This is a genomic window from Singulisphaera acidiphila DSM 18658 (assembly GCF_000242455.2).
GTDB classification, from domain to species: Bacteria; Planctomycetota; Planctomycetia; order Isosphaerales; family Isosphaeraceae; genus Singulisphaera; species Singulisphaera acidiphila.
Window position 1 is genome coordinate 9,607,914 of the sequence record NC_019892.1, and the last position, 21,762, is coordinate 9,629,675.

Sequence of the window (21,762 nt, forward strand, 5' to 3'; positions counted from 1 at the left end):
GATTACGAGACCGTTGTTGTGCCGCTCAGGCGTCGCTTCCAGACCTCCATCAGCGCCGAGGTGACAGCAAAGGCGGCCGGGCCGAGGACCACCCCTGACACCCCAAACACCGCCAGGCCGCCCAGAAAGGCGATCAGGGCCGGCACTTCGTGCATCCGCATCCGCCCCCCGGCCAGCCGCGCGTACAGGAGGTTGTCGATGGCGATCGAGGTGAACAGACCCCATCCGACCAGAGCGGCAAACCCGACCCAATGACCCGACAGGGCCAGGTACACCGCGGCAGGGACCCAGACCAGGCCTGACCCCACCACCGGCAGCAGGCTCAGGACGAACACGACCACCGCCCAAAGAAACGGGGCAGGGAGCCCGACCATCCAGAACGCCAATCCGAAACCAGCCGTATCGATAAGGCTGGTCAGCACCGTGGCGTAGAGGTTTGCGTGGACCGAGTCGGCCGCACGTTTCAAGAGGAAGTTACTCTCCTCCTCCGATAACGGCAGCATGCCGCGCAGGCCGCTCAGAAATTCCGCGCGGTCGTGGAACAGGTGGTAGAGGATGAACACCGCAACCAGGAACTGGAGGGCCGCCGACGCCGACCCTTGCACGAAGTCAGAGGCCCCCTGGGTGGACGACCGGATGATCTGGCTGACCTCCTTCTCGGCGTCGATGCCCGCCCGGTCGAACCACTTCACCACCGCTTTCCCGCCAGGGATCGAGGCCGCCTTCGCCCGGATCTGGGCCGCCGCCTCATCCCCGCGAACCCGTTGAGCCGCCGAGGTGGCTTCGCGGGCGAGGTGGTAGGTCACGAACAGCCCCGGCCCCAGAAGCAAGACCACCACCACCGCCGCGCTCAGAGCCGCCGCAAGCCCCGGCCGGGCGACATGGCGGCGAATCCGGCGATGCATCGGCCAGGCGAGGATCGCCAGGGCCACCCCCCAGGTGATCGCGGGCAAGAGCGGGACGGAGAGCCAGACGCACAAGGCGAACAAGCCGGCGGTCCAGGCGACAAGGGCAAGCAGCCTGATGACCTCGGCGGTCTTGGTCGACCCGAGCGGGGAAGGGCTGGCCTCGAGATCATCGGGGAATTCACTCGCGTCTTCACTCATCACATCGTCCTCGAGTCCGGTGAGGGGGATGCCGCCTGAGGCAATTGCAGGACGACCGTTGGGAATCACGCGTCACGACTTGACCGGCAACAGCATCGGCGTGAGCAGACCCTGCTTCCCCCTCCCGCACATTTCGCGCCGGGACATCGTCGTATAGGGTGGGAGTGCCTCTCCTCTGTTCTTCCTTCAAGCAAGTCTGACCTCGCCCAAAAATTCGTCTCCAGCATATGCCCAAAGCAAGGACACGCAGGTCGACCGATTCCACGTCTTCCCCCCTGCCCTACGAAGAAATACACTGAGTGGGAGGAAAGACAGTCACAGACTCGGCGGGAACACCGCCTGAAATCTCGGGAGAGGCATCGTTCGTGACAGAGCGTGACGACCAGGCGGCTCCCCGGTTCAGAATCGACGAGTTCGCCGTGAGTCCCGAGGAGGCACCGACGCACTCAGGACGTCGGTTCGTGATCGTGGCGGTCCTGATCCTGATCGTCTTGTGGGGGACCCTCCAGGTTGTCTTCCGCGTTTGGCGGGCCGGCTATCGCGATCGCGCTGCGTTTGGCGCAACTCAGGTCGCTCCCGCGATTGATCCCCTGGCCAAAGTCGTCCCCCCCGGGGTCGAGCCCCAGGCCTGGCGCGAGGTCGTGGACGAAACCCATGAGGCCCTCGTCACGCTGACCGCCGCCAACCTCCTCGACCTGCCGCAAATGAAGGAGCTTCGCGATACCATCGGCGCACGAGTCGCTCGCGCCCACGCTCGCCCCGAAACGGCCCGTGATGAGCTCGCCGGCCTCTGGAACGACCTCGCGAATCAGGCCGGACCGATCCTTGATGCCCGACACCCCCGCCCCAAGCTCCTCCCGCCTCGCCCTGCCGCCGCCCCCCGTCGCCGCCAGCCACGCGAATCCACGGGCCAAGTTTTTCCCCCAAAACGAGACGCCCCCTGCGACAGCAGGTGCTATGCGTGCTCTTGTTTTCAACACAAAATCAGTTTCAAATATTCAATTTAATCACAGACAGGGCATCCCAGGAGGAGGGACAAAAGAGAGGAGGTTTTGGAGAGGGGTTGTGCTTCGAGATCCTGGCCTTGTCGAGAAGGACCCGGGCTTAAGCCCTCGCGTTTCCACTCGGCGATCTGCTCGCGGAGCCGTTGATTCTCCTCACGAAGTTCGACGATGCCCTCGGTCGCGGAGTCCCCGGCGAGTCGTTGCTCGACCTTGCGGGCATGTTCATAGACCGTTTCGCGGCTGCACCCGGCCTGTTCGGCTTGGTGAGCGACGGCCCCGTGCTGGCCGGAAAAGACGGCCGCGGCGTTGAGGATCCAAACGCGAGGCGATCAGTTGAACATGGAAGGTCCTTCCGTGATGGTGACAACCTTGGTCGGATGCCATCAAACCGCGGCGGGACCTCCCAATTCATTCAATCCATCAACTCGCTCACGCTCCATTTCTGGCGGAATGCGACAATCCCGAAATCCTCAATCCTGAAAGATCCGCAAGGCATGGTTGGCGCTCTGGTTGTACCAGGAATTCTCCCGGAACGGACGGAGGTGGACGCCACAAGGGATGAGCTGGCCCTTGGAATCGCGGACATCCTCACCGTGGCTGTCAAGCACCAGCGGCACACCGTCCGGCGAGCGGCCGATCGGACCGACCCAGATGACGACGTGGCTGATCCTGCCGCTCCGGTTCCGGATAAAAACCAGGTCGCCGGTGCGAAGCGTCCTGATCCGTTCCTCGTACGACGACGGCAATTCGACGGCACGGAGCCGGGTCGCCCGCTCCTCTCCAGGGCCCTTGGCGGCTCGCTCCTCGGCCTGGCGGTCCACGTCGGTGTTCAACCGCAGCCCGAACCCGAGGTTGTAGACGAAACCGGTCAGGTTACTGCAATCGACCCCTTTGCCGTTACTCCCGGCGCAGGTCGATTTCCAAGGCCAGTGCGACGGCGGGTTCCAGTCGGGAATGTGATGGTGCTGGTAACTGTAGCCATGAAAGCGCATGGCCACGGCAATGACTCGCTCGCGCTTCCGCTCAACCGACCAATGGTCCAGACCGGCCACTCCAGGGTATTGGCGAGCGGGAGGGCCCCAGGCACGCCAGCGTTCGAGCGTTCGCGGCGAATACCATTGATGGAACGGGACCTCGGCTTCAACGCGGTGATCGCCCCGTTCCGTCCGCTCCAAATCGCCAATCAGCTCGACCAGCGGCACTGAAAACTCAACGCGGTAGGGAGAGCGGTAGATCCGCTCCGGGGCCTCTGCAACAACCGACTGCCCCATGCCAACCTGCGGAAGGGCAAGCCAAAAGCACGCGCAGATCGACGTCGCGAAAAGGGTTCTTCGAGACATGTTCCCACTCTCCACCTTCCGAACTTCCGCGCCCAGTGCGCCCGCTCCATCGCGGCAATCTCGAAAGCTTAGCTCACCGCATCCCCAGCAGCGCGGCAAAACCATTCTTGGCCTCTACAGAAACGAGATTGCTTCCCGTTCGCAACCGGAATCGACAGTCACTCGCTTGACTCGGCCGCGCCGCGGGGGGGAAGACAAGGAGGCGCGACGTTGGGGCCGATCTGATATAACCCCAGTCGGCTCCGCACAGGCTGGCGGAACCAAGGACTCGAGCGGCCGCACAGACATAAAGAGGAAGGCAAACGGATGGACTACCCCCCGGAAATTGAGCGGATGCACCAGGCCGTCGCCCAATTGCCAGGCGTTCACAGTGTCTGTAGCGGCATCGACGATCTCCAAGGGGTCACGGGCGACGACCTCCGGACACCGGAGCGGGCGCATCTCCCCCACGGGGCTCTCCGGCGCACCAACGGAGGCTTGGCAAACGAGGCGCTCATCCAGTTCGAGTTCCAACTCGAGCCTTCCGTGGCCGCGTGGCGGTCGCTCGAGTTCATCGCCTGGTTCGTCCGAGACCGAGCCCGAGGGGGAGAATCCCTTCAACTCCGTCCGTTCGCGCTCCCCCCCGAACACGGCGAACGAGCCCAACTCGGCGAAACGCTCCGGTGGCACATCGACCTGTTCTGCCCCAACGCCGGAGACGACCTCGCGCCCCAATTGGCCAAGGTCGCCGACCTCGCGAAAGGGTTGGAACTCGCGATCCGCCTCTATGGCTCCCGGCTCGACAACGGCAAGCCCGAATAACGAGAAAACACGCTTCAGAGCCGAGTGGGAATCACCCAATCCGCGTCAAAACGGCTCTTTCGTATTTTTTGCTTTCTCGATCAATTCAATAAGCATCAGCACTGATTACTTCGCCGCCGGCGACCGACCCGAGGGCTCGCCAGGTGGTGCCGTTGATCGTGCTCTTCACGAAGCGGACGCTTCCGTCGCCAAGCAGGGTGTTGACACCGCCGGAGTGGTAGCTCCGCGCTGTGGCCGCCGCGAACGTCGGCCGGCCGAGCTTCTCGCGGTTGCCGTTCAGGTCGACATCGGGATAGATCTTTCCCGGACCGCCCGGAATCACCTTGTTCGGAGGCCACGCGGTGGTGATCCCGTTGTGATGCACGCCCGACTCAAACCATTGAGTCCGCCCCTCCTGGGGACGAAACGAACACCCACCGAGATACTCGGGCGCGACCGTGTAGGGATCGGCATCGGGCGGCGGGATCACGTCAGGGTTGTTGATGTTGGCAAGCGACGGGCAGTCCCGTGCGTAGTCGAGATAGGCCTTGCCTTCACTCATCAACAAGGTATTGCTTGTGCCATCGATGAATTCCGCCCAACGGCGAGACTGATTGGGTCCGAAGGCGCCTCGGTTCGATCGCTTGTTGTCCAGGCCGCCCCAGACGAACCAGTCGCCCGAGACGTAGCCGTAGTTGGCAATGCCATACTGACCGCCGCCGGTGAGGCTGCGAGCGATCGGCTTCGTCTCGCTGGGGCAGATCAGTACGCTGATGACCTGGGCCAGCGCCGTGTTGTTGGGAGGCGTCTGCATGTCGACGGAATAATTCGAGGCATTCACCAATGCGCTTTGCTCGATATAGGGAAGTATCCGGGAATGAGCCCCAAAGCTATTGGTCCAGGTGACGGTCGTACCGGTGTCGGCGATGCTCAAGGTCAGCGGAAGGCTGCCGACCCCCTGCTCATAGTTGTGGAGGGCGAGGCCGAGTTGCTTCAGGTTGTTCACACACTGAGCCCGGCGTGCCGCCTCGCGCGCAGCCTGGACCGCGGGAAGCAGCAAGGCGATCAGAACCGCGATGATGGCGATCACCACAAGGAGCTCAATCAACGTGAATCCGCGACGAAGGGGGGGCATCAGGATCCAACTCCGGGAGGCGTGGGGGGGAGACGACGACGTCTGGGATCGTTCCGATCGACGGAAGACATTCCGGCACGATCCAGCTCTCACGAATCGGCCGATCCGAATTCAAAGTCCCACCACCCCAAGCAAACGGTAAGCCACAGCACCAAAACAACAAAAACCATTGCCAACCAACAGGTTACGCAACAACCCCACAGCACGCGAGGCCAACTCCGGCGAATAAATCACCAGCGACGGCGATTATTTGTCCACACATCCCCCCCTCCGAGCCCACAAACAAACGAGGGCCAACCGCCAGCAAATCCGGCGTTATCAACAGAAATACCAAGGCCCTCGAGAGGGAGGACGCCCGGATCGGTTCTCGATAAAATGGCGGGGAGGGCAGAGACCTCGAATCCAACTTCGATCGCCCAGAGCGCGGGGGAAAAAACATGGCCGCAACGGCAATTGTTCCGGGGCTTTGGGAAGTGTCGCTTGGCTTCGTGAACGCGTTCGTGCTCGAGTCGCCCGACAGCTTGGCGGTGATCGACACGGGGATTGCGGGAAGTGCAGGGAAGCTTCTTGAGGCGATCAAGGAGATGGGTCGGGAGCCGGCCGACGTACGCCATCTGCTGGTGACGCATTGCCACAGTGACCATGCCGGCAGTGTGGCCGAGTTGAAGCGGCTGACGGGCGCGACGGTCACGATGCACCCGTTGGATGCCGAGATGGTTCGAGCCGGCAAGGCCCTGCGCCCGCTCAAGCCGGCCCCAGGGCTATTCAACGCGTTCGTCTGCCGGTTTTTGCTCCCCTCAGCGCCGACGGAAGTCGAGGCGGCGGAGGTCGAGCACGAGGTGGGCGACGGGGAAAGGCTTCCGATTGCCGGCGGCCTGCAAGCAATCCACGTCCCTGGCCACTGTGCGGGGCAACTGGCCTTCCTCTGGCCCGAGCATGGTGGAGTCCTCATCGCAGCCGATGCCGCCGCGAACGTTTTCGGCCTGGCGCTGAGCCCCTTGTATGAAGACCTGGCCGAGGGACAACGGAGCCTGGCGAAGCTTGCGGCTCTCGAATTCGAGACCGCCTGCTTCGGTCACGGAAAACCGATCAAGAGTGGAGCCGCGGCTCTCTTCCGCAAAAAATGGTATCCAGCCCCTACCCCAGGTCGGAAATCAACCACCAACGCCGCCTGAGACCAGTCCATCGGACCGAGGCGGCCCGGTCTTCGCCCAGCATTATTCAAATCAAGCAAGGCCGGGCCCACTCCCCGGCCTCGCTTGCTCCTGCTTCCTTCGTTGCCAGGCTCTGCTCAGTAGGAATCGGCCGAGAGGACCTCGCCGCCCCGACTGGACGCCAGAGCCCACCAGGTCGGGGGGCTGACCGTATTCTTGATGAACTTGACGCTGCCGTCGGCGAACAGCGCGTTCACTCCACCGCTATGGAAGCTCCGGGGTGCGTTGTACGTCGGGGCGTTGCCATCACACGGCGGATTGTTCTTGAACTGGACATTGTCGTAGAGGCAGGCCCCCTTGGCTTGGTCCGGTCGCGGGGAATTGGGTGGCGTGTAGCCGTTGAACATGGCGCCGTTCCAGTCGTCGTTGAACACGGCCCCTCGACGATCTTGCTTGTTGTTCGTGTAGTCGGGCACGCCGACCCTCACCTCACTCATCAGCAAGGTGTTGCTTGAGCCGTCGGTGATGTCGCGGACCCCGAAGGAGCGATCGATCGAAAACGGAGCGCCTCCGAAAGCGACTGCGAGCGGGGACGCCGGCCCCACATACGGGTTGGTCGAGGAAACCCGATCCTGATCGTAGTGTGTGCTCCCCCAGTTCACGACATAATTGACCTTCTTGACGGGGTAGCTGCCCACGTCAAAAATTCCCCCGTTGGGATCGGAGGGGCAGACGTACATGGCCGGCAACATCCGAAGCACGGTGTCCTGGCAATGGTTGGGGGCATTGAAACCGAGGTTGAAATTGATCGCCCCGTAGGCGGTGCCCTGCTCGAGGTAGGGCAAGATGAGCCACGCCCAGGTCCGTCGATTATTCGCCGTGGTACCCAGGTTGCCGTACCCGGTCGGGCTCCGGAAGCCCGTCACGCCGATCGGGAACGACCCGAGCGAGTCGTGATAGTTGTGCATGGCAATCCCGAACTGCTTCAGGTTGTTCACGCACTGGGTCCGTCGCGCAGCCTCGCGAGCCGCCTGCACCGCCGGCAGCAAAAGGGCAATGAGGACCGCGATAATGGCGATGACAACGAGCAATTCGATAAGCGTGAAGCCGCGATGACGCATTTTCATGGTCGAGACACCTTCCCTGTCAAGAAAGGAAACGATATCAACCTACGTACGGCACGACGAGGCTCACCAGCCAAGGCGACGCGACAAGGTAGGTCGCAGAGCGCCTGGACCAGGTCAATACGATCACTCACAAGAAGAGACGGAAGAGGACTGGCACGAACGAAACGAGCACGACACTCAAAAACATGTAACCTGACTGACAGCTCGACTCATCGAACCGAATCAAAGGCGGACGGTGGCAGCGATCCCGTACATCGCCCGGTTGTTTCTCCCTCCCATGAGGGCACCGAGGTTGATCGACTCCCCTTGATCCACGTCGCGCCGCCAGACCGAAAATATCTGGTTGATGCTCAGGCCGGGGCCGCGATCGGTGGTAAACATCGAAGGGTCCGGCCAAGATCCTTCGTCGAGACCGATGTCGACTCCGGTGTCGGTGAACCGTTCGGCGAGCCAGGTGGGGACCTTCTCCCGGTTGTCGATGAAGACATAGAGCGAGGCCGAGCATGCCAACTCGACAGTGATTTCAAGGTCGTTCCGCCACTTGTCCTCGTTGAACGGCATGATGTAGTCAGCGCCGCGAAGGAATGCGGGGAGGCCGCTCGAGTCAAGGCCGTTCCACTCGTGGGGGCGGTCGACATAGGCTGGCGCATCATCGTCCAATCCACGAGGCACGATCTGGTAATACTTGGAACTGTCGAGTCCTCGAATGTTGTCGTGGACCGACCGAATGACGGCGTCCGGTTCCGACGAAGGTCCCGTCGACCACCCGTTGTTTCCCGGGGCTCGTTCGACGGCGATGATCCGGCTCAGCCCCCCCTCGCGATCGACACGGAGCGCCTCGCCCTGAACAAGGCGTGTGACCTCGGCGGGAGTCGCCGCGGATTTCGGCCGGGACAGGTCGACCAAACCCTCGAAGACCACAACGCCGGTCCTCCCGTTGGCATCGACCTCGACGCCGAACTCGGTCCCCTGGTCGACGACCAGCGTGCTCGGAGTTTCAATTGCGAACCCTTTGGTCTCGCTCTCCACGCGGGCTGTGATCCGCCCCTGGATGGCCCGCAACCGCATTCCGGAAAGGATCCGGAGGTCGGCGGGGCCCTCCAGCGTGACGAGGGCCCCGGAATCAAACGCCAACCGCAGCAACCCCGACGTACACCGGATGGCCTGCGGAGAAAGCCGAGACTTGACGGCGATCGGTGAGGCCGTACCCCAAACCACGTTCCGCGCTTCGAGAAGCGTTGCGACCTCACCCCCTCCGCGATGACCGAAACGGAGGGCGAGGAGTGACAGTCCCACGCCGATCAGGGCCAGCGCCGCCAGTCCCCAGCGCAGGCGGCCGTGAGACCACCAAACGCGTCCTGATTCAGAGCCGGTGCCGGAGCGATCGACACGAGGCTCAACACGGCCGTGCCGCCACTCGAGCAGGGCGTGAACCTTCATCTGGTCAAGGTACGCTTCCCTGGCTTGCGGATCGTTGCGCAACAGTTCCTCGAACCGGCGCAGGCCCGCCTCGTCACATCGCCCGTCGATGACGGCGTCAATCAGCAGCTCGAGTTCTTCGCCCCCTTCCTTCATCTCAGCCCTCCGATCACCCGGTCGCGATCTTGGCCTCAATGCACTCGAGCAACGTCTTGCGGATGCGGTATAGACTGGCTGCCACCACGTTCGGTGCCTTCTGGAGCCGCTCGGCGATCCGGTCGACCGACTCACCCTGGAGATACCGATGGTCGATAATCTCTCTTCTCGATCCCGTCAACTTGTTTATACAATCGCTCAGGGCCTCCAATCGCTGATCCAGATCGTCGTCGCGGCCGAGCACCTCTTGAGCCAGTTCACTCACCAGTTGCTCGTCGAACAGCAAACGGCTCCGCGTGCAACGCTTCCGGTACGCCAGGACCTGGATGTAGGCCACGCGATAGGCCCAGGGAAGGAAGGGCCGAGCCGGGTCATAGTCCTGCGCCTTGTCCCACAGGGCGAGGTTGGTGTCCTGCAAAACGTCGCGGGAGCTGGCCGCCTCGCCGAGCAAGGAGCAGATATAGGCGTAGAGCCGGCTCTGAACGCCCGTCAGCGCCTGCACAAAATCACCGGTACGGGCGCGTGTCGCGGCCCGAGAATCACCCGCACTGTTCACAGAGGACCCCCAGGCTGAGTGCCTCGAGCGAAGACTCCCCCGGATGATATTTAGCCGAAGAGCGCCGAATATGACGCACTTTTTTTTCCAGATGATTCGGCGGGCAATTCTCGAGCGGCCGAGAAGCGCATGAAATCAGGATAAGGCCGTTCGGCAAACGGAGAGAGCCACGGCCTTCACTTCGTGTGGCCCCCGTATTTTCAAGTCGCCCGGCCGTACCTTCAATCAATACCCGTCTGACGAAACGACCTCGCCCCCGGCGCAACTGGAGATGCCTCGCCAGATGGTGATGTCGACCGTGTCTTTGACGAATGCCAGATGGCCGTCGCAGAAGAGCAAATTGACCCCGCCAGGGTGGAGACTGCGTGGGGCCTTCCAGCCAGGGTTGTGGTAGGTGACACAGTCAGGGCGTGGTGCGTTGGGGGGCGACCGGTGGTTGTACAGCGTGTTGAGGTAGTTGCCATCCCACCACGACGCCCCTTTGTTGAGGAGCCAGCCTGGAGCCGAGGCCGCGCAGGCGGCGTCGGTCAGCGGGCCGGCTGCCGCGCGGGCGAAGGCGCGGGTCGTCGGCTGAGGCGCGGGGGAGGCGAACGTCTGGGCATAGGGACCGGCAATGCCAAGAAGTTGCTCGGAGACTGCGGCGGTGCCGCTGGTACCGTCCGTGATGTGGGCGACCGAGCGGGCCGGCCCCAGAATGAAGGCGCCATTCGCGTCGGTGGCTTCGCCGCCGTTCGCGCCGTCGCCCGTGCAAAAGGCGTAGTTCGTCGGCCCGGAGTCATCGGCGGGCGCGGGGGCGCCATCGCTCGGACACAGGAAGAGCGCGACCTGCGTTCTCATCGCCGTGGAATTGGCCGGGTAGAACGGCCAGAAGGCCGAGCCACCCGCGGAAGGCCGGTAGGCTAATGGGAAGGCGAAATTCAGGGAGTTGTACAGGCTGGCCTGCTCGAGCTGAGGCATCATCTGCGCGAGCGCGGACCAGCGATATTGCAGCGCCGAGGTGGTCGCGGGGACCGGCCCGGTCGGGTAGAGAAAACCGACCGGGAAACTGCCGACCGCCGCATGGTAGTTATGCAGCGCCAGGCCGATCTGCCGCAGGTTGTTGGCGCAGCCGGCGCGGCGGGCTGCCTCGCGGGCAGTCTGCACCGCGGGCAGCAACAGACCAACCAGCACGCCGATGATGCTGATGACCACGAGCAATTCAATCAGCGTGAACGCCCGACACCGCAATAAGAAATTCTGCATTAATTCATTTCTTGCCGGTATAGGCGACGCGCCAGACTGTGCCCGAGCCGTCGTCAGTCACCATGAGTGCGCCGTCTTTGGCCACGGCCACACCTACCGGACGCCCCCAGACGTCGCCATCATTGGTGACGAATCCGACCAGGAAGTCTTCGTACTCGCCGGTCGCCTTACCGTCATTCATGGGAACGCGAATCACCTTGTAGCCGGTGCGGTGGCTTCGGTTCCACGAGCCGTGCTCGCTCGCGAAGGCATCATTCCGGTAGGCTTCGGGAAACTGCTCACCGTTGTAGAAAGTAAGGTCGAGCGAGGCCGAGTGCGACTGGAGCAGAACGTCGGGGACGATCGCCTTGTTCTTCAGTTCAGGATGCTTTCCGTCGTGCCTGGGATCATGGTTGCCACCGATGTAGTACCAAGGCCAACCGTAAAAACCACCGGGCTCAACGTGCGTGATGTAGTCAGGCACGAGGTTGTCCCCCAGCCCGTCCCGTTCGTTAACCGAGGTCCAGAGTTGGCCGGTCTTGGGGTGCGTGGCCAGCCCGACGGGGTTACGGATGCCCGAGGCGTAGATCCGCTCATTCTTACCGTCGGGGTCAAATGCCAGAATATCGGCCCGGCGCGTCTCGCTCTTGTCATCATCGACGTTGGAGCGTGAGCCGACCGAGACATAAAGCGTCTTGCCGTCGGGAGAGAACTCCAGGTCACGGGTCCAGTGACCGCCGCCACCGACCTGCTCGTTCCCGCTCGGGATATCCTTGACAACGGTCTCGGCGTCGCCTCGTGCCTTCGTATCGCCGTTCTGGTAGGGGAAGCGGACGACCGAGTCCGTGTTGCCAACATAGACGTACTTCGGATCCGGCCCGACGGGATAGAAGGCAATCCCAAACGGACGGGCCAGGTCGGTGGCAAAAACCTGGTTCAGTTCGGGCTTGCCGTCGCCATCGGCGTCGCGAAGGACGCGGACACGGTTGGCCCGGCTCTCTGCGATGAACAGGTCGCCGTTGGGGGCGCGTGCGATCACTCGGGGATTGTTCAGGCCGGTGACAAACTCGGTCACCTCAAAGCCTTCGGGAGCCTTGGGCCAGGCTCCTTCGGGCCGCTTGACGATCTTGGGATTGTTCTTTGCCGAGGGGGTGTCATAGGGGGCCGCCAATTCGGCGACGGTGATCTTACGGCGCACCCCGGGCGCATCGGTCGCCCAGTCACCGAGGGCGTCCTTGCCGGTCAAAGTGCCGCCGGCCTTCGATGCATCGGCCGCCGCAGAAATTCGCAGGCCGCTGGCGCCGGCCACCACCAAAGCGGCGGTGAGAAGCGTGGGATAAATCCTCGGGTTCATCGGGTCAATCCTTAATGGTGCGGGCCGCTTGATCGCCTCCCGAGGTATCTCTCTCGGGCCTCGCCTGATCGCAGGCTGAATCATCCTACCCTGAGGGGACACGGCTGACAAAGAGACCCAAGTCCAGATCCAGAATGAAACCCAAAAGGTCGGGGCAGCCAAGGACGAGCGAGCCCTCCACCATCTTCCTCTTCCTCTGCTTTCTTCATCTCCTTGGCAAGAAGATAGGGATTTGACGGACCTTGCTTACCTTTCATGTGAGTTCGTGTCACCTTACCGAAAATACACCAGACCTCCATGTCACAAGATCCCATTTACCTAAGTCTATGGCAGAAAATCTCATCGATGATTTGTTTGCATTACAGGCTCAACAAAATATCCCTGCAACCCAACAGCGCTCTCGGCACTCAGGTCCTATTTGATTTACGATTAGCTTGCTCATGCAAAAACGAAACGAGGGGGATTTCAGAGGATTTTCGAGGATCAAGCATGGACGTCACCTTTCCCATAAAATTCCTCCGTTGCATCCAGGATCATCCGGCCCGTGACTCCTGCTGTTCGGGGGCATTAATTCCCACAGATAATGCGTTTGCATGCGATCTTTGCAACTTTCGCTATTCACTCGTGAGGGGAATCCCCGTTTTCCGGCCCGATCGCTGGCAGATCACCGATTCCTGGTTCGAGGAGATGTATGCAGGCAGGAGCCGGATCGACGAGCTCGAAACCCCCTATCTGCGGGACGAACGGCGCTTCATGGCCGCATTCGCCGAGCAGCGAAGCCTGGAAGGCCCCTGTCTAGAAATCGGCTGTGGAACCGGGCTCTTCGCTGAGACGGTGCCACAGTACATCGGCCTCGAGTATGCGTTGGAATCGCTCTTCGCGCAAGGCTTCGAGCCGTTTACCCGGCTCTGCGGCGATGCCCGCCGCCTCCCTCTGGCCGATTCGAGTATGGAATGCGTCTTCAGCTTCAATACCCTGGAACACGTCCCCGAACTGGAGCGTGCATTCGAGGAGATTGACCGGGTCCTCAAGCCTGGCGGAATGCTCGTGCTAAAGCCCGCATGGCACTGCACCAAGTATACGACGGAGCTTATCCCAGTATTGCCCTATCGGGAATTGAAAACGCGGCAGAAAGTCACCAAGGCACTCCTCCCCATAATCCGGTCGAAGCTCTATAAATTGCTGACCTGGACCCCCTGGCGAATCCAGCGCCGACTCATGCAACGCCCCAACAACCCGCTCCACTGGGGACGCTTGACGCCTTACCACGGTAAGGCCTGGATTAGCGATGCTGACGCCACTTCAAGCATCGATTGCCACGAAGGCATTCTTTATTTCACCAGCCGTGGTTATGTATGCCACTCCCACCCGACGGCGTTCCGCCAACTCCTGGCGGGCCACGATGTCGTCGTCCTCGAGAAGCCGGCCGGAAACGGGAACTGAGACTCTCGGCCTTGCGGTTCCTCCAACAAAGGCCCTCCCCTCGCACTCGGCTCTGGTGAGGTTACCCTCAGTCCTCAGCGTGGTCGCGTGGAGGAGGAGGCAGGGCGCGGACATCGGCACGAAATGATCGGACCCATGCCGTTTTGTCTTTCCCTTCCGCCTGCACCAACGCTTGAGTCATCATGGCAAGGGACAGGCCGGGAAAGTGAAGACTGGTCTCGCGGGCTTGGAAAGATCGATCCGCCTGGAGGTGAAGGAAGTGGAGGGACTGGCCGTCGAACCGCCAGACCTCGCAAATCCCGAGCGCAGCGTAAATCCCCAAACGGTCGAGCGAACTCGAGGTGATGTCCGCCTCGATCACCAGGTCGGGAGGCGGGTCTACCCCCATGTTCAGGCGGTCCTTGCCTCGGACTTGCGCGGCGTGGTCGCCGAAGTAGTAACACTTGTCCGGCTCGACCCCCTTTGCCAGGTCTTCTCGCTTGAACGTTACCGGGTCGGCCGCTTCAACCGGGATGTCCCACTCCTCAGTCAGCACATCAATGAGTCGGCCAAGCAGGTAGGAGAGACCGCCATGTTTCCAGAGCGGCGACATGATTTCCATGCTCCCCCGGTCATAGGTCACCCGGATCGGGCGGTTCCCCACGATCCGGAGCATAGCCTCGTAGTCGTCCCAGCTCGTGCCTTCAAAAAGGACTCCGGGCGATGTCGGGCTTGAACCGCCGGAGGCGTCGGGACGGGTGATGGTCGCCATGCGTCGGCCTCCCGATCGGCTTGATGAGGCAGTTCCTCGAGGTCATGGCAGGCGGAAGCCGGCCCGACAAGAAAAGATATGGTGGGCCGTGCCCACCTTACAACACCTCGGAGGATTGATCTTCCGGATCCAGCTCTTCGACGTCGTCATCAGGCTCTTGCTCTTCATCAGAGGCTTCCTCCTCATCTTCAGACGCCTCAGCAGGCGATTCCGGGAGGGCGCCCTCATTATTGACGTTGAACCGCTCGCCGAGCTGCTGAGTAAGCGTCAAGAGCTCCTCGACGTTCATCGCCTCGGCGCGAACCAGGCCGGTCAGGCCAAGGCCCTCGAGAAAGGTGTCGACCTCGAGCTTCGTCCAACGGTCGCGCCAGAGGCTGTAGAGGACGCGGCGGAGGTTCTTGCGGCGATGGAGGAAGAGCTGGCGGATGGTCTGATGGAACCAGGCAAGGTTGTGCACCAGCGCCCGCTTGGAGGCATCAGGGCGGATCGAGATCACCGCCGATTCCACCTTGGGACGCGGCCAGAAGACCGTCGGCGCTAGGGTCCTTACAATCGAGACGTCGGCCAGGGCCTGCATCAAAACCGAGAGCGCCCCGTACTCTTCCTCTTCGGGGCCGGCACAAATCCGCTGGGCCAGTTCGAGCTGGATCGTCACCACCAGCAAAGTGGGACAAAACTCGGGATGGACGAGCAGGTTACTGAGGATCGGGGTCGCGACGTTATACGGGAGGTTGGCCACCAGCTTGAGCCGCTTCTCCGGCGAAACGGCCAGCCCCGCGCGGACGTTGTCGAGCACCTCGGGATTCATCGTGTGCTTGCTGGCCAGGGCATCGACGTTCAGGACCCGAACGTTGAGCCGCCCCTCGACCGCCTCGGTCGTCAGCCGGGCCATCGCCGGGTCAATCTCAACGGCCACGACAGCCGCCCCCCGCTCGGCCATCAGGGCGGTCAGAGCGCCTGCCCCCGGACCAATCTCGAGGACCACGTCGTCCGGCCCCACCTCCGCCGCGTTGACGATCAACTCATGGATATTCAAGTCGATCAAGAAATTCTGGCCGTACCGGTGTTGCGGGGCAACCCCTCGCCGCGCAAACAGATTTCGAAGATACGACTGGGTCTGGCGGCGGGACGACATGCAAGCAGCTCTTTTTTTGGGAATTCAGGACGAGTCAGAAAAATCAAGAAAAAATGGCAGAGCGTCAGCACCCGCTCAGCCATCGGCATCCCTCCCAGCATCCGTCATCCCCCCTCGCAATGTCAAATGCCCGCGACAGTGAGAATCACAGTCCAAGGGGGGCGACGATCTTCCTGGTGCGGTATTGTTCCTCAAGACGATCGGGCTTAAGCTTTCGAAATACGAGGATTATCGTTGCGGAAGATCCTTGGAGGAGAGCCGGGGACGGTGGGCTCGAAGTGGCGTGGAGGGGGCGGAACACGAAGGAAGGGAGAGCTTGATGCAACTGGAGAGTGGAACGTCATCGGGGTCGAGCTGGGACGGCGAGCGAATGACCGTCGGCCGGCATTTTGTCAGGGACCTCGAGGGACTCTGGGGAGGGATCCTCAAGCTGTCGGCCGTGGTGGAGGATGCGCTGAACCAGAGCGTTCGCGCGCTTTGCGACGGTCGCACCGACCTGGCCGCCCTGGTCCGAAGTGAAGAGCGCGACGTTGATCGCCGCGAAGTCCAGATCGAGCGTGACTGCCTGAAGGTCCTGGCGCTCCACCAACCGGTGGCGTCCGACCTGCGGCGGGTTGCCTCGGTGCTCAAGGTCAACGGCGACCTCGAGCGGATCAGCAACCTGGCGCGGAACATTGCCAAACGGGTCAAGAAGTTGGCATCCGACCCGGCCGCGTTCCCCATTCCGCAAGAGATGGAAGCGATGGCCATGGCGACGCTGTCGCAGGTCCGCGACAGCCTCGACGCGCTGACCAAATCCGACGCCAAGCTCGCCCGGACCGTCATCGCCGGTGACGGCGATATCGATCGCCACTATCGGGTCGTCATGAAAGTGCTCAAGGACGAGATCCGCCGCGATCCCGACCGGCTCAACACCTGGCTCCGCCTGATCAACACCTCGCGAAACCTCGAGCGAATCGCCGACCACGCCACCAACATCGCCGAAGCGGTCGTCTACCTCAAGGAAGGGGACATCATCCGCCACGTCGACGAAAACGACCTCGCCACCTGAGCGAATGTGTCGAAAACGCCTCGATCGGGCCGAGGTCCACCCGCGGCCGGCCCGTTGGCGTTCCTCTGTAAAAAAAAGAAGCGTCACGGAGGACAGGCAGAACGATGGAAGGCAACGTCGAGACGGCTGCCAAGTGGCTCGGAGCCTCAATGATCCTTGCCAGCGGAATCCTCGTCGGCGGGTTGCGATGGGTCCTTTCCTCGCGGGAATCGGATCAGCCTGCGAGAACGATTCCCTTCCAGGCCATTGAACCCAGACCAACCGTCCAGGCCAGCCCAGTCCCCGGCGATCTGGAAGAGTTGACCAGGTCGTTCCACGGCCTCGGGCCGGAGGCCAACGCCCTCCCAAGCTCGGCGGATCGGCCACGATCTTTGTTCGCGGATCCAACGCCGAGGCCAACTCAGGGGAACACGAGCCCTTGATCCGATTCGTCCCCTAGGACGGACCTGCCCCACGATCCCGTAACATCTTCGCTATCAGGGAGATCCGCTTGGTGGGCTCCGGCAAGGTTGATCCTCAGGAGGTAGAGGGCTCGTGGGGAGCCAGAGACGCCAGGTGGACGGCACGGCGGTCGAAGGGGAGGAACTGCGAGGCGAGATAGAGCTGGGTGGCCGGGCGGTTGCGAACGTCGACGGCCAGCTCGAGGCGAGGGACATACTCCGCCGCCGCCATCGCAAGGGCCTGCGCCAGCATGGCACGGCCCAGCCCTCGGCCCCGAGCTGCGGGGGTCAGGCCGAGGTAGGCGACCTCCCAGGCGTCGCGGTCGGGGAGCTCGGACAGGAGCAGGATCGCCCCGGCCTCGGGCTCCCCTACAAACCGCCCCACCCGCCAGCGATCCGCGACGAACCGGCCCGCCGCGCGGTGGCTGGCCAGGATGTCGTCGAGCGAGCGAATCCCCTCGAGCTCGGGCATATCGAGGCTATCAATATAGGTCGCCTGGAGGACCGCGCGAAACTCGGTCTCGACCGCGGGTCCGTATCCCAGCCATTCGATGGCGGGAAGACTGGCCGAGACTTCCAACGGGGGGGTCGTCGCGCGTTCGAGATAGACCAGGTCGGTGACATGGGGCATGCCCCCCCCTTCCAGGTCCGCCGCGCCTTGCCGTGGCGCTGACTCGTCGAGGAGTGCCTGCACGATCCGGAACCCTCGGCTCCGGAGGTCCTCCAGGGCCGAGCGGACCAGGGCGATGGCGTAGGCGGACCGCCGCCACGTCGGATCGACCTCGGGCGCCCAGACCGCCGCCGCTCGTCCCGCCAGTGGCTGCGTGAGCATCGCCCCCACGATCCGACCATGCCGCCAGGCGACCCAGAGCCCTGAGAGGTCGATCACCCCCCGCGCCGACTCCGCCAGCGCATTGGCGATCAGCCGCGGCCGCAACGAGGCGGGGACCCGGCGGTAGAGAACCTCCAAGGCCGCCTCGCGGTCGCCCAGCGGACAGGGCTGGACGAGAGGGGTCAAACCCGGCATGGCCGTTCCGGAATCCGAAGCAAGACGGGCCTTTCGGGAAAAATGTCCAACGCGGCGCCGGCTGCCGTCCGTATGATAATCGAAAGGCGGGAGGTCACGCGATGTGGAAGTCGGCTGAATCCCATTCCCAGTCTGAAGATCCGGAAACCGCGATTCGCGGTGTCGGAACTCCCCTGCCTCCGGCCACGGAGGCCGCGAGCCACGTGCGTGCGGACGAGCGAGGCGATGCCTGGCTCGTCGAGCAGGTCCGAGGGGGAGACGACAACGCCTTCGCGGCCCTCGTCGTTCGCTACGAGCGGAAATTGATCCGCGTCCTGACGCGGCTCGTCCACGACGAAGAGTTGGCCCGCGACCTGGCCCAGGAAACGTTCTGGAAGGTCTACAGCCGGCTCGACCGGTTCGACACGGCCCGACGGTTCGGCCCCTGGCTGTTCCGGATCGGCGTGAACCTTTGCCTCGACCAACTCCGCCGACGTGAAGCCCCATCGGCTGCGTCGATCGATCATCCCCATGGGGACGGCGCCTGGGCCTTTGAGTTGCCCGACCCCGACCCCCGCATCCAGGCCGAGCTGGCCCAGGAAGTGCAATTTATCCTGGAAAAGATTCCGGTCCCCTACCGCACAATCCTGGTGCTTCGGGATCTTGAAGGCTTTTCGTCCGCAGAGGTGGCGGCCATTGTCGGCCGCCGCGAAGCCACGGTGCGGTGGCGGTTGGCCAAAGCCCGCGACGCGTTCCGCGAACATTGGGAACGCCGACAGGAGCTGACGCGACGGGAGACCATTTAACATGGGCAATTTTCAATGTAAATGGGTGCGAGATCGCCTGCCCCTCCTGGCCGGTGACGAGCTCCGTGGCACGGACCTTCGACGGGTCGAACGCCACCTGATCGGCTGCTCGAAATGCCGGGAGCACCGAGTCTCGCTGGACCAATCACTCAAGGTCTTGCACATGGCGGCGGCCCAGCCCCTTGTGCCGTCCGATGCCCCTTCCCTCTGGCCCGAGTTGGCCCGGCAGATCCGCCATTCGCGACAGCCTGCCCAAGCCCCCCTTTTTACCTGGCCGCGACGGTTGGGGCTTTGGCCCGCCTTTGGCCTGAGCTTGGGGTTGGTCGCCACGGTCGTCGCCATCGGTGCCCGCAACCAAGTGACCGACGCTCGGAAGAGCATGGCCAGCAACACCCAGCCGATCGCGACGGCGATCGCAGAGCCCGAACAGACGGTGCCCGTCGAAATCCCGGCCTCGACCCATGACGTGATCAAGTCGCAGGGTGAGGTGACGGCCTCCACCGAGAGCGTCCCCGCGACGCGCTTTGGTTACGACCTCGACCATACGATGCCCATGCCCCTCGGCAACGAGACGCGCGAAAGCAAACAGGCAACCTATTGACCGACTGACCGATCCCCCGATCCACCACCGAAATAGTCCCGTGACGTCAGGGCGTTCCATCTTGTAGGGTGGGCACCACCCGGCCAACTTCTCGATTGGAAGTTGGCCGGGTGGTGCCCACCCTGCGAAGCTGATGGACTGCCCTGCCTGGCCGATTCGACCGAAAGGTTTGCCTCCGACACGCGGAAGTGAGAAGATCCGCTTCATGCTCCGCCACCTCCGGCTCATCATCCTGTGCGCCCTCCCGGCGACCGCGACCCTCTCGTCGTGCGGCCCCCCCGTGCCGGCCTCGTCGCCGCCGACGGCGGCCGCCTCTGAGGGAGTCGAAAGCGAACCGGAAGGCACGACACTCCTGGAAGCGATCGAGCGCACCGTCGCAGAGTCGATCGCGAAGCTCCGCGATTCCGCCGTCGCGCTTGAGTACGCCGTGGCCGACGCCCCGTCGGGTGCGCGGCGGGTGGCGACCGGCGTGGTGGTCAACGACCGGGGCGACGTGCTCTCGATCCGGATCGACCCGCCCAAGTCCACCTCGCCGATCCTGGCGCGTGACGCGTCGGGCGGCCGCCACCCCGCGCGCTGGGTGGCCGCCGACGCGGAGACCGGCCTGACCCTGCTCCGAATCGACCCGTCGATCGCCAAGCCGGTCCACCCGGCATCGCGACCGCCCAGGTTGGGGAGCCAGGTGCTGATCATCGGCAACCCGTTTGGCCTGGGCCATTCCGTGATCCGAGGACAGGTCGCAGGGCTCGACCGCCGCGTCGACGTCGGCCCGAGACCGCTCGGCGGCCTGATCCAGCTCGATGCCTCACTCCACCCCGGCGACAGCGGCGCCCTGGTGGCCAACCTCCGTGGCGAGTGGCTCGGCCTGATCCGCAGCGGCCTGGCCAGGCCAGGCGGCGAGGGCGAAGGACGCACCTTCGATCACGACCTCGGCTTCGCCATCCCGGCCCGCGACGCCCTCTGGATCGCCGAACAACTCGGCCTCTGCCGCCGCGTCGATCGCGCCTACCTCGGCGTCCGACTCAACCTCGATCCCGTCGACACCCCCTCGGGAGCCATCCTCGATGGCATTGTCTCCGACTCCCCCGCCGCGCGGGCCGGACTCAAGACGGGCGACCGGGTCATGGCATTCGACGGGTTCGCGATCAAGTCCCCCAGCGACCTGACCGATCGGCTCGACCGGACCCTCGCCAATAGCGAAACCACCCTCGAATACCTCCGCGGTTCCCGTCTCGACCGCCTGACGATCCGAACCTCCAGCCGCCCGCCCCTCATCCCCGACCCCCCGCGCAGCTCGGCCAAGGAAGACGAGATCCCTTCGTCCCGTCCCCGCGAGGTCAACGAACGCATCGAAACCCTCGAGCGTCGGCTCCGCAACCTGGAGAAACAAGGGGGGCGGACCGAGACACGCCCCTGACGTTTCTCCTGAACCTGAGTCGGGCCAGGGCAATGGCCCACCTATTGGTAGCCCCTCACGTCTTTGCCTGGAACGGCTCCAGGAGGCAGCGGGGAACACCAATCTCGACGACGAACACCGCGCCCGTGAAATCACTGGCTCCGGGGGCCGAGAAACCGAGCTTGGGGCCGACGAAGGTGGCGGTCGCTCGCGCCCGGACAGCCACCCCGAGCGCCTGGCCGGTGTCGGCATCGAGCCCCGAGGGAAGATCCAAGGCGAGGATCGGCTTGCCCGAGCGGTTGATCGCCGTGATGGCCACGTGAAGCCTCCCTTCGACGGGCCTCGTCAGACCCGTGCCCAGCAACGCATCGACGACCCAGTCGGACTCGGCAATCATGAGGTCGAGTCGCTCGGCATCGTCCAAGTCTCCGCTTTCCCAATACGTTTGCTCAATGCCGGAGCGAGACAAAACGTCGTACTGCACAGCGGCATCCCCTCGCAACTGACCGGCCTGAGCGAACCAGACGACCCGAACGGCGACGCCGCAAGCGTCAAGGTGACGCGCGACCACACCACCATCCCCACCATTGTTGCCCGACCCGCAAAGGATCAAGACTCGCGTCGAAGGGCCCACGCCTTGGTCCCGAAGCCAGGCCGCCGCGCCCCGGCCGGCGTTCTCCATCAAGACCAACGTCGGCAGACCTAACTCCAGGGCGGCCCGCGCATCAAGGCCCCGGACCTCCTCCCGCGTCAACGGACGTATCCCCATCGCTCCTCCTCT

At 63.4% G+C, this 21,762-nt stretch carries 20 protein-coding genes; 8 read left to right on the plus strand and 12 right to left on the minus strand.

Annotated elements, in window-relative coordinates; genetic code table 11:
* Positions 1 to 2 precede the first annotated feature (2 nt).
* On the minus strand, positions 3 to 1,106 hold the full coding sequence (locus tag SINAC_RS36945; RefSeq protein ID WP_015250643.1) for an AI-2E family transporter: 1,104 nt from the start codon (positions 1,104 to 1,106) through the stop codon (positions 3 to 5).
* A 365-nt stretch (positions 1,107 to 1,471) separates the two neighbouring features.
* Between SINAC_RS36945 and SINAC_RS36950 the strand changes: the two genes are divergently transcribed.
* Positions 1,472 to 2,113 (plus strand): hypothetical protein, encoded by a 642-nt coding sequence (locus SINAC_RS36950; RefSeq protein WP_015250644.1) that lies wholly within the window; start codon positions 1,472 to 1,474, stop codon positions 2,111 to 2,113.
* 467 nt (positions 2,114 to 2,580) lie between these two features.
* Here the strand turns inward: SINAC_RS36950 and SINAC_RS38375 are convergent, their stop codons facing one another.
* Entirely contained in the window at positions 2,581 to 3,450 is an 870-nt protein-coding gene (locus SINAC_RS38375) for an NlpC/P60 family protein (RefSeq protein WP_020467124.1), read from the minus strand.
* A gap of 306 nt (positions 3,451 to 3,756) precedes the next feature.
* Here SINAC_RS38375 and SINAC_RS36960 point away from each other — a divergent pair, with 306 nt between their 5' ends.
* Positions 3,757 to 4,251: a hypothetical protein gene (locus SINAC_RS36960; protein ID WP_015250646.1), complete on the plus strand. Its 495-nt coding sequence runs from the start codon at positions 3,757 to 3,759 to the stop codon at positions 4,249 to 4,251.
* 85 nt (positions 4,252 to 4,336) lie between these two features.
* Here the strand turns inward: SINAC_RS36960 and SINAC_RS36965 are convergent, their stop codons facing one another.
* Entirely contained in the window at positions 4,337 to 5,365 is a 1,029-nt protein-coding gene (locus SINAC_RS36965; protein ID WP_015250647.1) for a DUF1559 domain-containing protein, read from the minus strand.
* A gap of 437 nt (positions 5,366 to 5,802) precedes the next feature.
* Between SINAC_RS36965 and SINAC_RS36970 the strand changes: the two genes are divergently transcribed.
* Complete coding sequence (locus tag SINAC_RS36970) at positions 5,803 to 6,540, plus strand: MBL fold metallo-hydrolase (protein WP_015250648.1); 738 nt, start codon at positions 5,803 to 5,805, stop codon at positions 6,538 to 6,540.
* Positions 6,541 to 6,656: 116 nt separating this feature from the next.
* Here SINAC_RS36970 and SINAC_RS36975 read toward each other — a convergent pair whose 3' ends face one another.
* The 5 genes from SINAC_RS36975 to SINAC_RS36995 all read right to left on the minus strand — a co-directional run bounded on the left by SINAC_RS36975 (position 6,657) and on the right by SINAC_RS36995 (position 12,352).
* Positions 6,657 to 7,646: a DUF1559 domain-containing protein gene (locus tag SINAC_RS36975; RefSeq protein ID WP_015250649.1), complete on the minus strand. Its 990-nt coding sequence runs from the start codon at positions 7,644 to 7,646 to the stop codon at positions 6,657 to 6,659.
* A 222-nt stretch (positions 7,647 to 7,868) separates the two neighbouring features.
* Entirely contained in the window at positions 7,869 to 9,221 is a 1,353-nt protein-coding gene (locus SINAC_RS36980) for a FecR domain-containing protein (RefSeq protein WP_015250650.1), read from the minus strand.
* 13 nt (positions 9,222 to 9,234) lie between these two features.
* Entirely contained in the window at positions 9,235 to 9,777 is a 543-nt protein-coding gene (locus tag SINAC_RS36985) for a sigma-70 family RNA polymerase sigma factor (protein WP_015250651.1), read from the minus strand.
* Positions 9,778 to 10,002: 225 nt separating this feature from the next.
* Positions 10,003 to 11,019 (minus strand): DUF1559 domain-containing protein, encoded by a 1,017-nt coding sequence (locus SINAC_RS36990; protein WP_015250652.1) that lies wholly within the window; start codon positions 11,017 to 11,019, stop codon positions 10,003 to 10,005.
* A gap of 4 nt (positions 11,020 to 11,023) precedes the next feature.
* The gene (locus SINAC_RS36995; RefSeq protein ID WP_015250653.1) at positions 11,024 to 12,352 is read right to left on the minus strand and encodes a PQQ-dependent sugar dehydrogenase; all 1,329 of its coding nucleotides are present in this window, start codon (positions 12,350 to 12,352) and stop codon (positions 11,024 to 11,026) included.
* Between the two features lie 687 nt (positions 12,353 to 13,039).
* Between SINAC_RS36995 and SINAC_RS37000 the strand changes: the two genes are divergently transcribed.
* On the plus strand, positions 13,040 to 13,795 hold the full coding sequence (locus SINAC_RS37000; protein WP_237722827.1) for a class I SAM-dependent methyltransferase: 756 nt from the start codon (positions 13,040 to 13,042) through the stop codon (positions 13,793 to 13,795).
* Between the two features lie 67 nt (positions 13,796 to 13,862).
* Here SINAC_RS37000 and SINAC_RS37005 read toward each other — a convergent pair whose 3' ends face one another.
* Both SINAC_RS37005 and rsmA read right to left on the minus strand, forming a co-directional pair.
* Positions 13,863 to 14,546 carry a Uma2 family endonuclease gene (locus SINAC_RS37005; protein ID WP_015250656.1) on the minus strand — a complete coding sequence of 228 codons (684 nt, stop codon included), beginning with the start codon at positions 14,544 to 14,546 and terminating at the stop codon, positions 13,863 to 13,865.
* 97 nt (positions 14,547 to 14,643) lie between these two features.
* On the minus strand, positions 14,644 to 15,681 hold the full coding sequence (rsmA, locus tag SINAC_RS37010; RefSeq protein WP_015250657.1) for a 16S rRNA (adenine(1518)-N(6)/adenine(1519)-N(6))-dimethyltransferase RsmA: 1,038 nt from the start codon (positions 15,679 to 15,681) through the stop codon (positions 14,644 to 14,646).
* 319 nt (positions 15,682 to 16,000) lie between these two features.
* Between rsmA and phoU the strand changes: the two genes are divergently transcribed.
* Positions 16,001 to 16,732, plus strand: coding sequence for a phosphate signaling complex protein PhoU (gene phoU / locus SINAC_RS37015; RefSeq protein WP_015250658.1), 732 nt, complete (start codon positions 16,001 to 16,003; stop codon positions 16,730 to 16,732).
* Between the two features lie 516 nt (positions 16,733 to 17,248).
* Here the strand turns inward: phoU and SINAC_RS37025 are convergent.
* Positions 17,249 to 18,199 carry a GNAT family N-acetyltransferase gene (locus SINAC_RS37025; protein WP_015250660.1) on the minus strand — a complete coding sequence of 317 codons (951 nt, stop codon included), beginning with the start codon at positions 18,197 to 18,199 and terminating at the stop codon, positions 17,249 to 17,251.
* 101 nt (positions 18,200 to 18,300) lie between these two features.
* Between SINAC_RS37025 and SINAC_RS37030 the strand changes: the two genes are divergently transcribed.
* The 3 genes from SINAC_RS37030 (at position 18,301) to SINAC_RS37040 (ending at position 21,002) form a co-directional block, all read left to right on the plus strand.
* Complete coding sequence (locus tag SINAC_RS37030; RefSeq protein ID WP_015250661.1) at positions 18,301 to 18,984, plus strand: RNA polymerase sigma factor; 684 nt, start codon at positions 18,301 to 18,303, stop codon at positions 18,982 to 18,984.
* A 1-nt stretch (position 18,985) separates the two neighbouring features.
* Complete coding sequence (locus tag SINAC_RS37035) at positions 18,986 to 19,585, plus strand: zf-HC2 domain-containing protein (RefSeq protein ID WP_015250662.1); 600 nt, start codon at positions 18,986 to 18,988, stop codon at positions 19,583 to 19,585.
* 205 nt (positions 19,586 to 19,790) lie between these two features.
* Positions 19,791 to 21,002, plus strand: coding sequence for a S1C family serine protease (locus SINAC_RS37040; protein ID WP_015250663.1), 1,212 nt, complete (start codon positions 19,791 to 19,793; stop codon positions 21,000 to 21,002).
* A 55-nt stretch (positions 21,003 to 21,057) separates the two neighbouring features.
* Here SINAC_RS37040 and SINAC_RS37045 read toward each other — a convergent pair whose 3' ends face one another.
* Positions 21,058 to 21,750, minus strand: coding sequence for an NAD(P)H-hydrate epimerase (locus SINAC_RS37045; protein WP_015250664.1), 693 nt, complete (start codon positions 21,748 to 21,750; stop codon positions 21,058 to 21,060).
* Between the last annotated feature and the right edge of the window lie 12 nt (positions 21,751 to 21,762).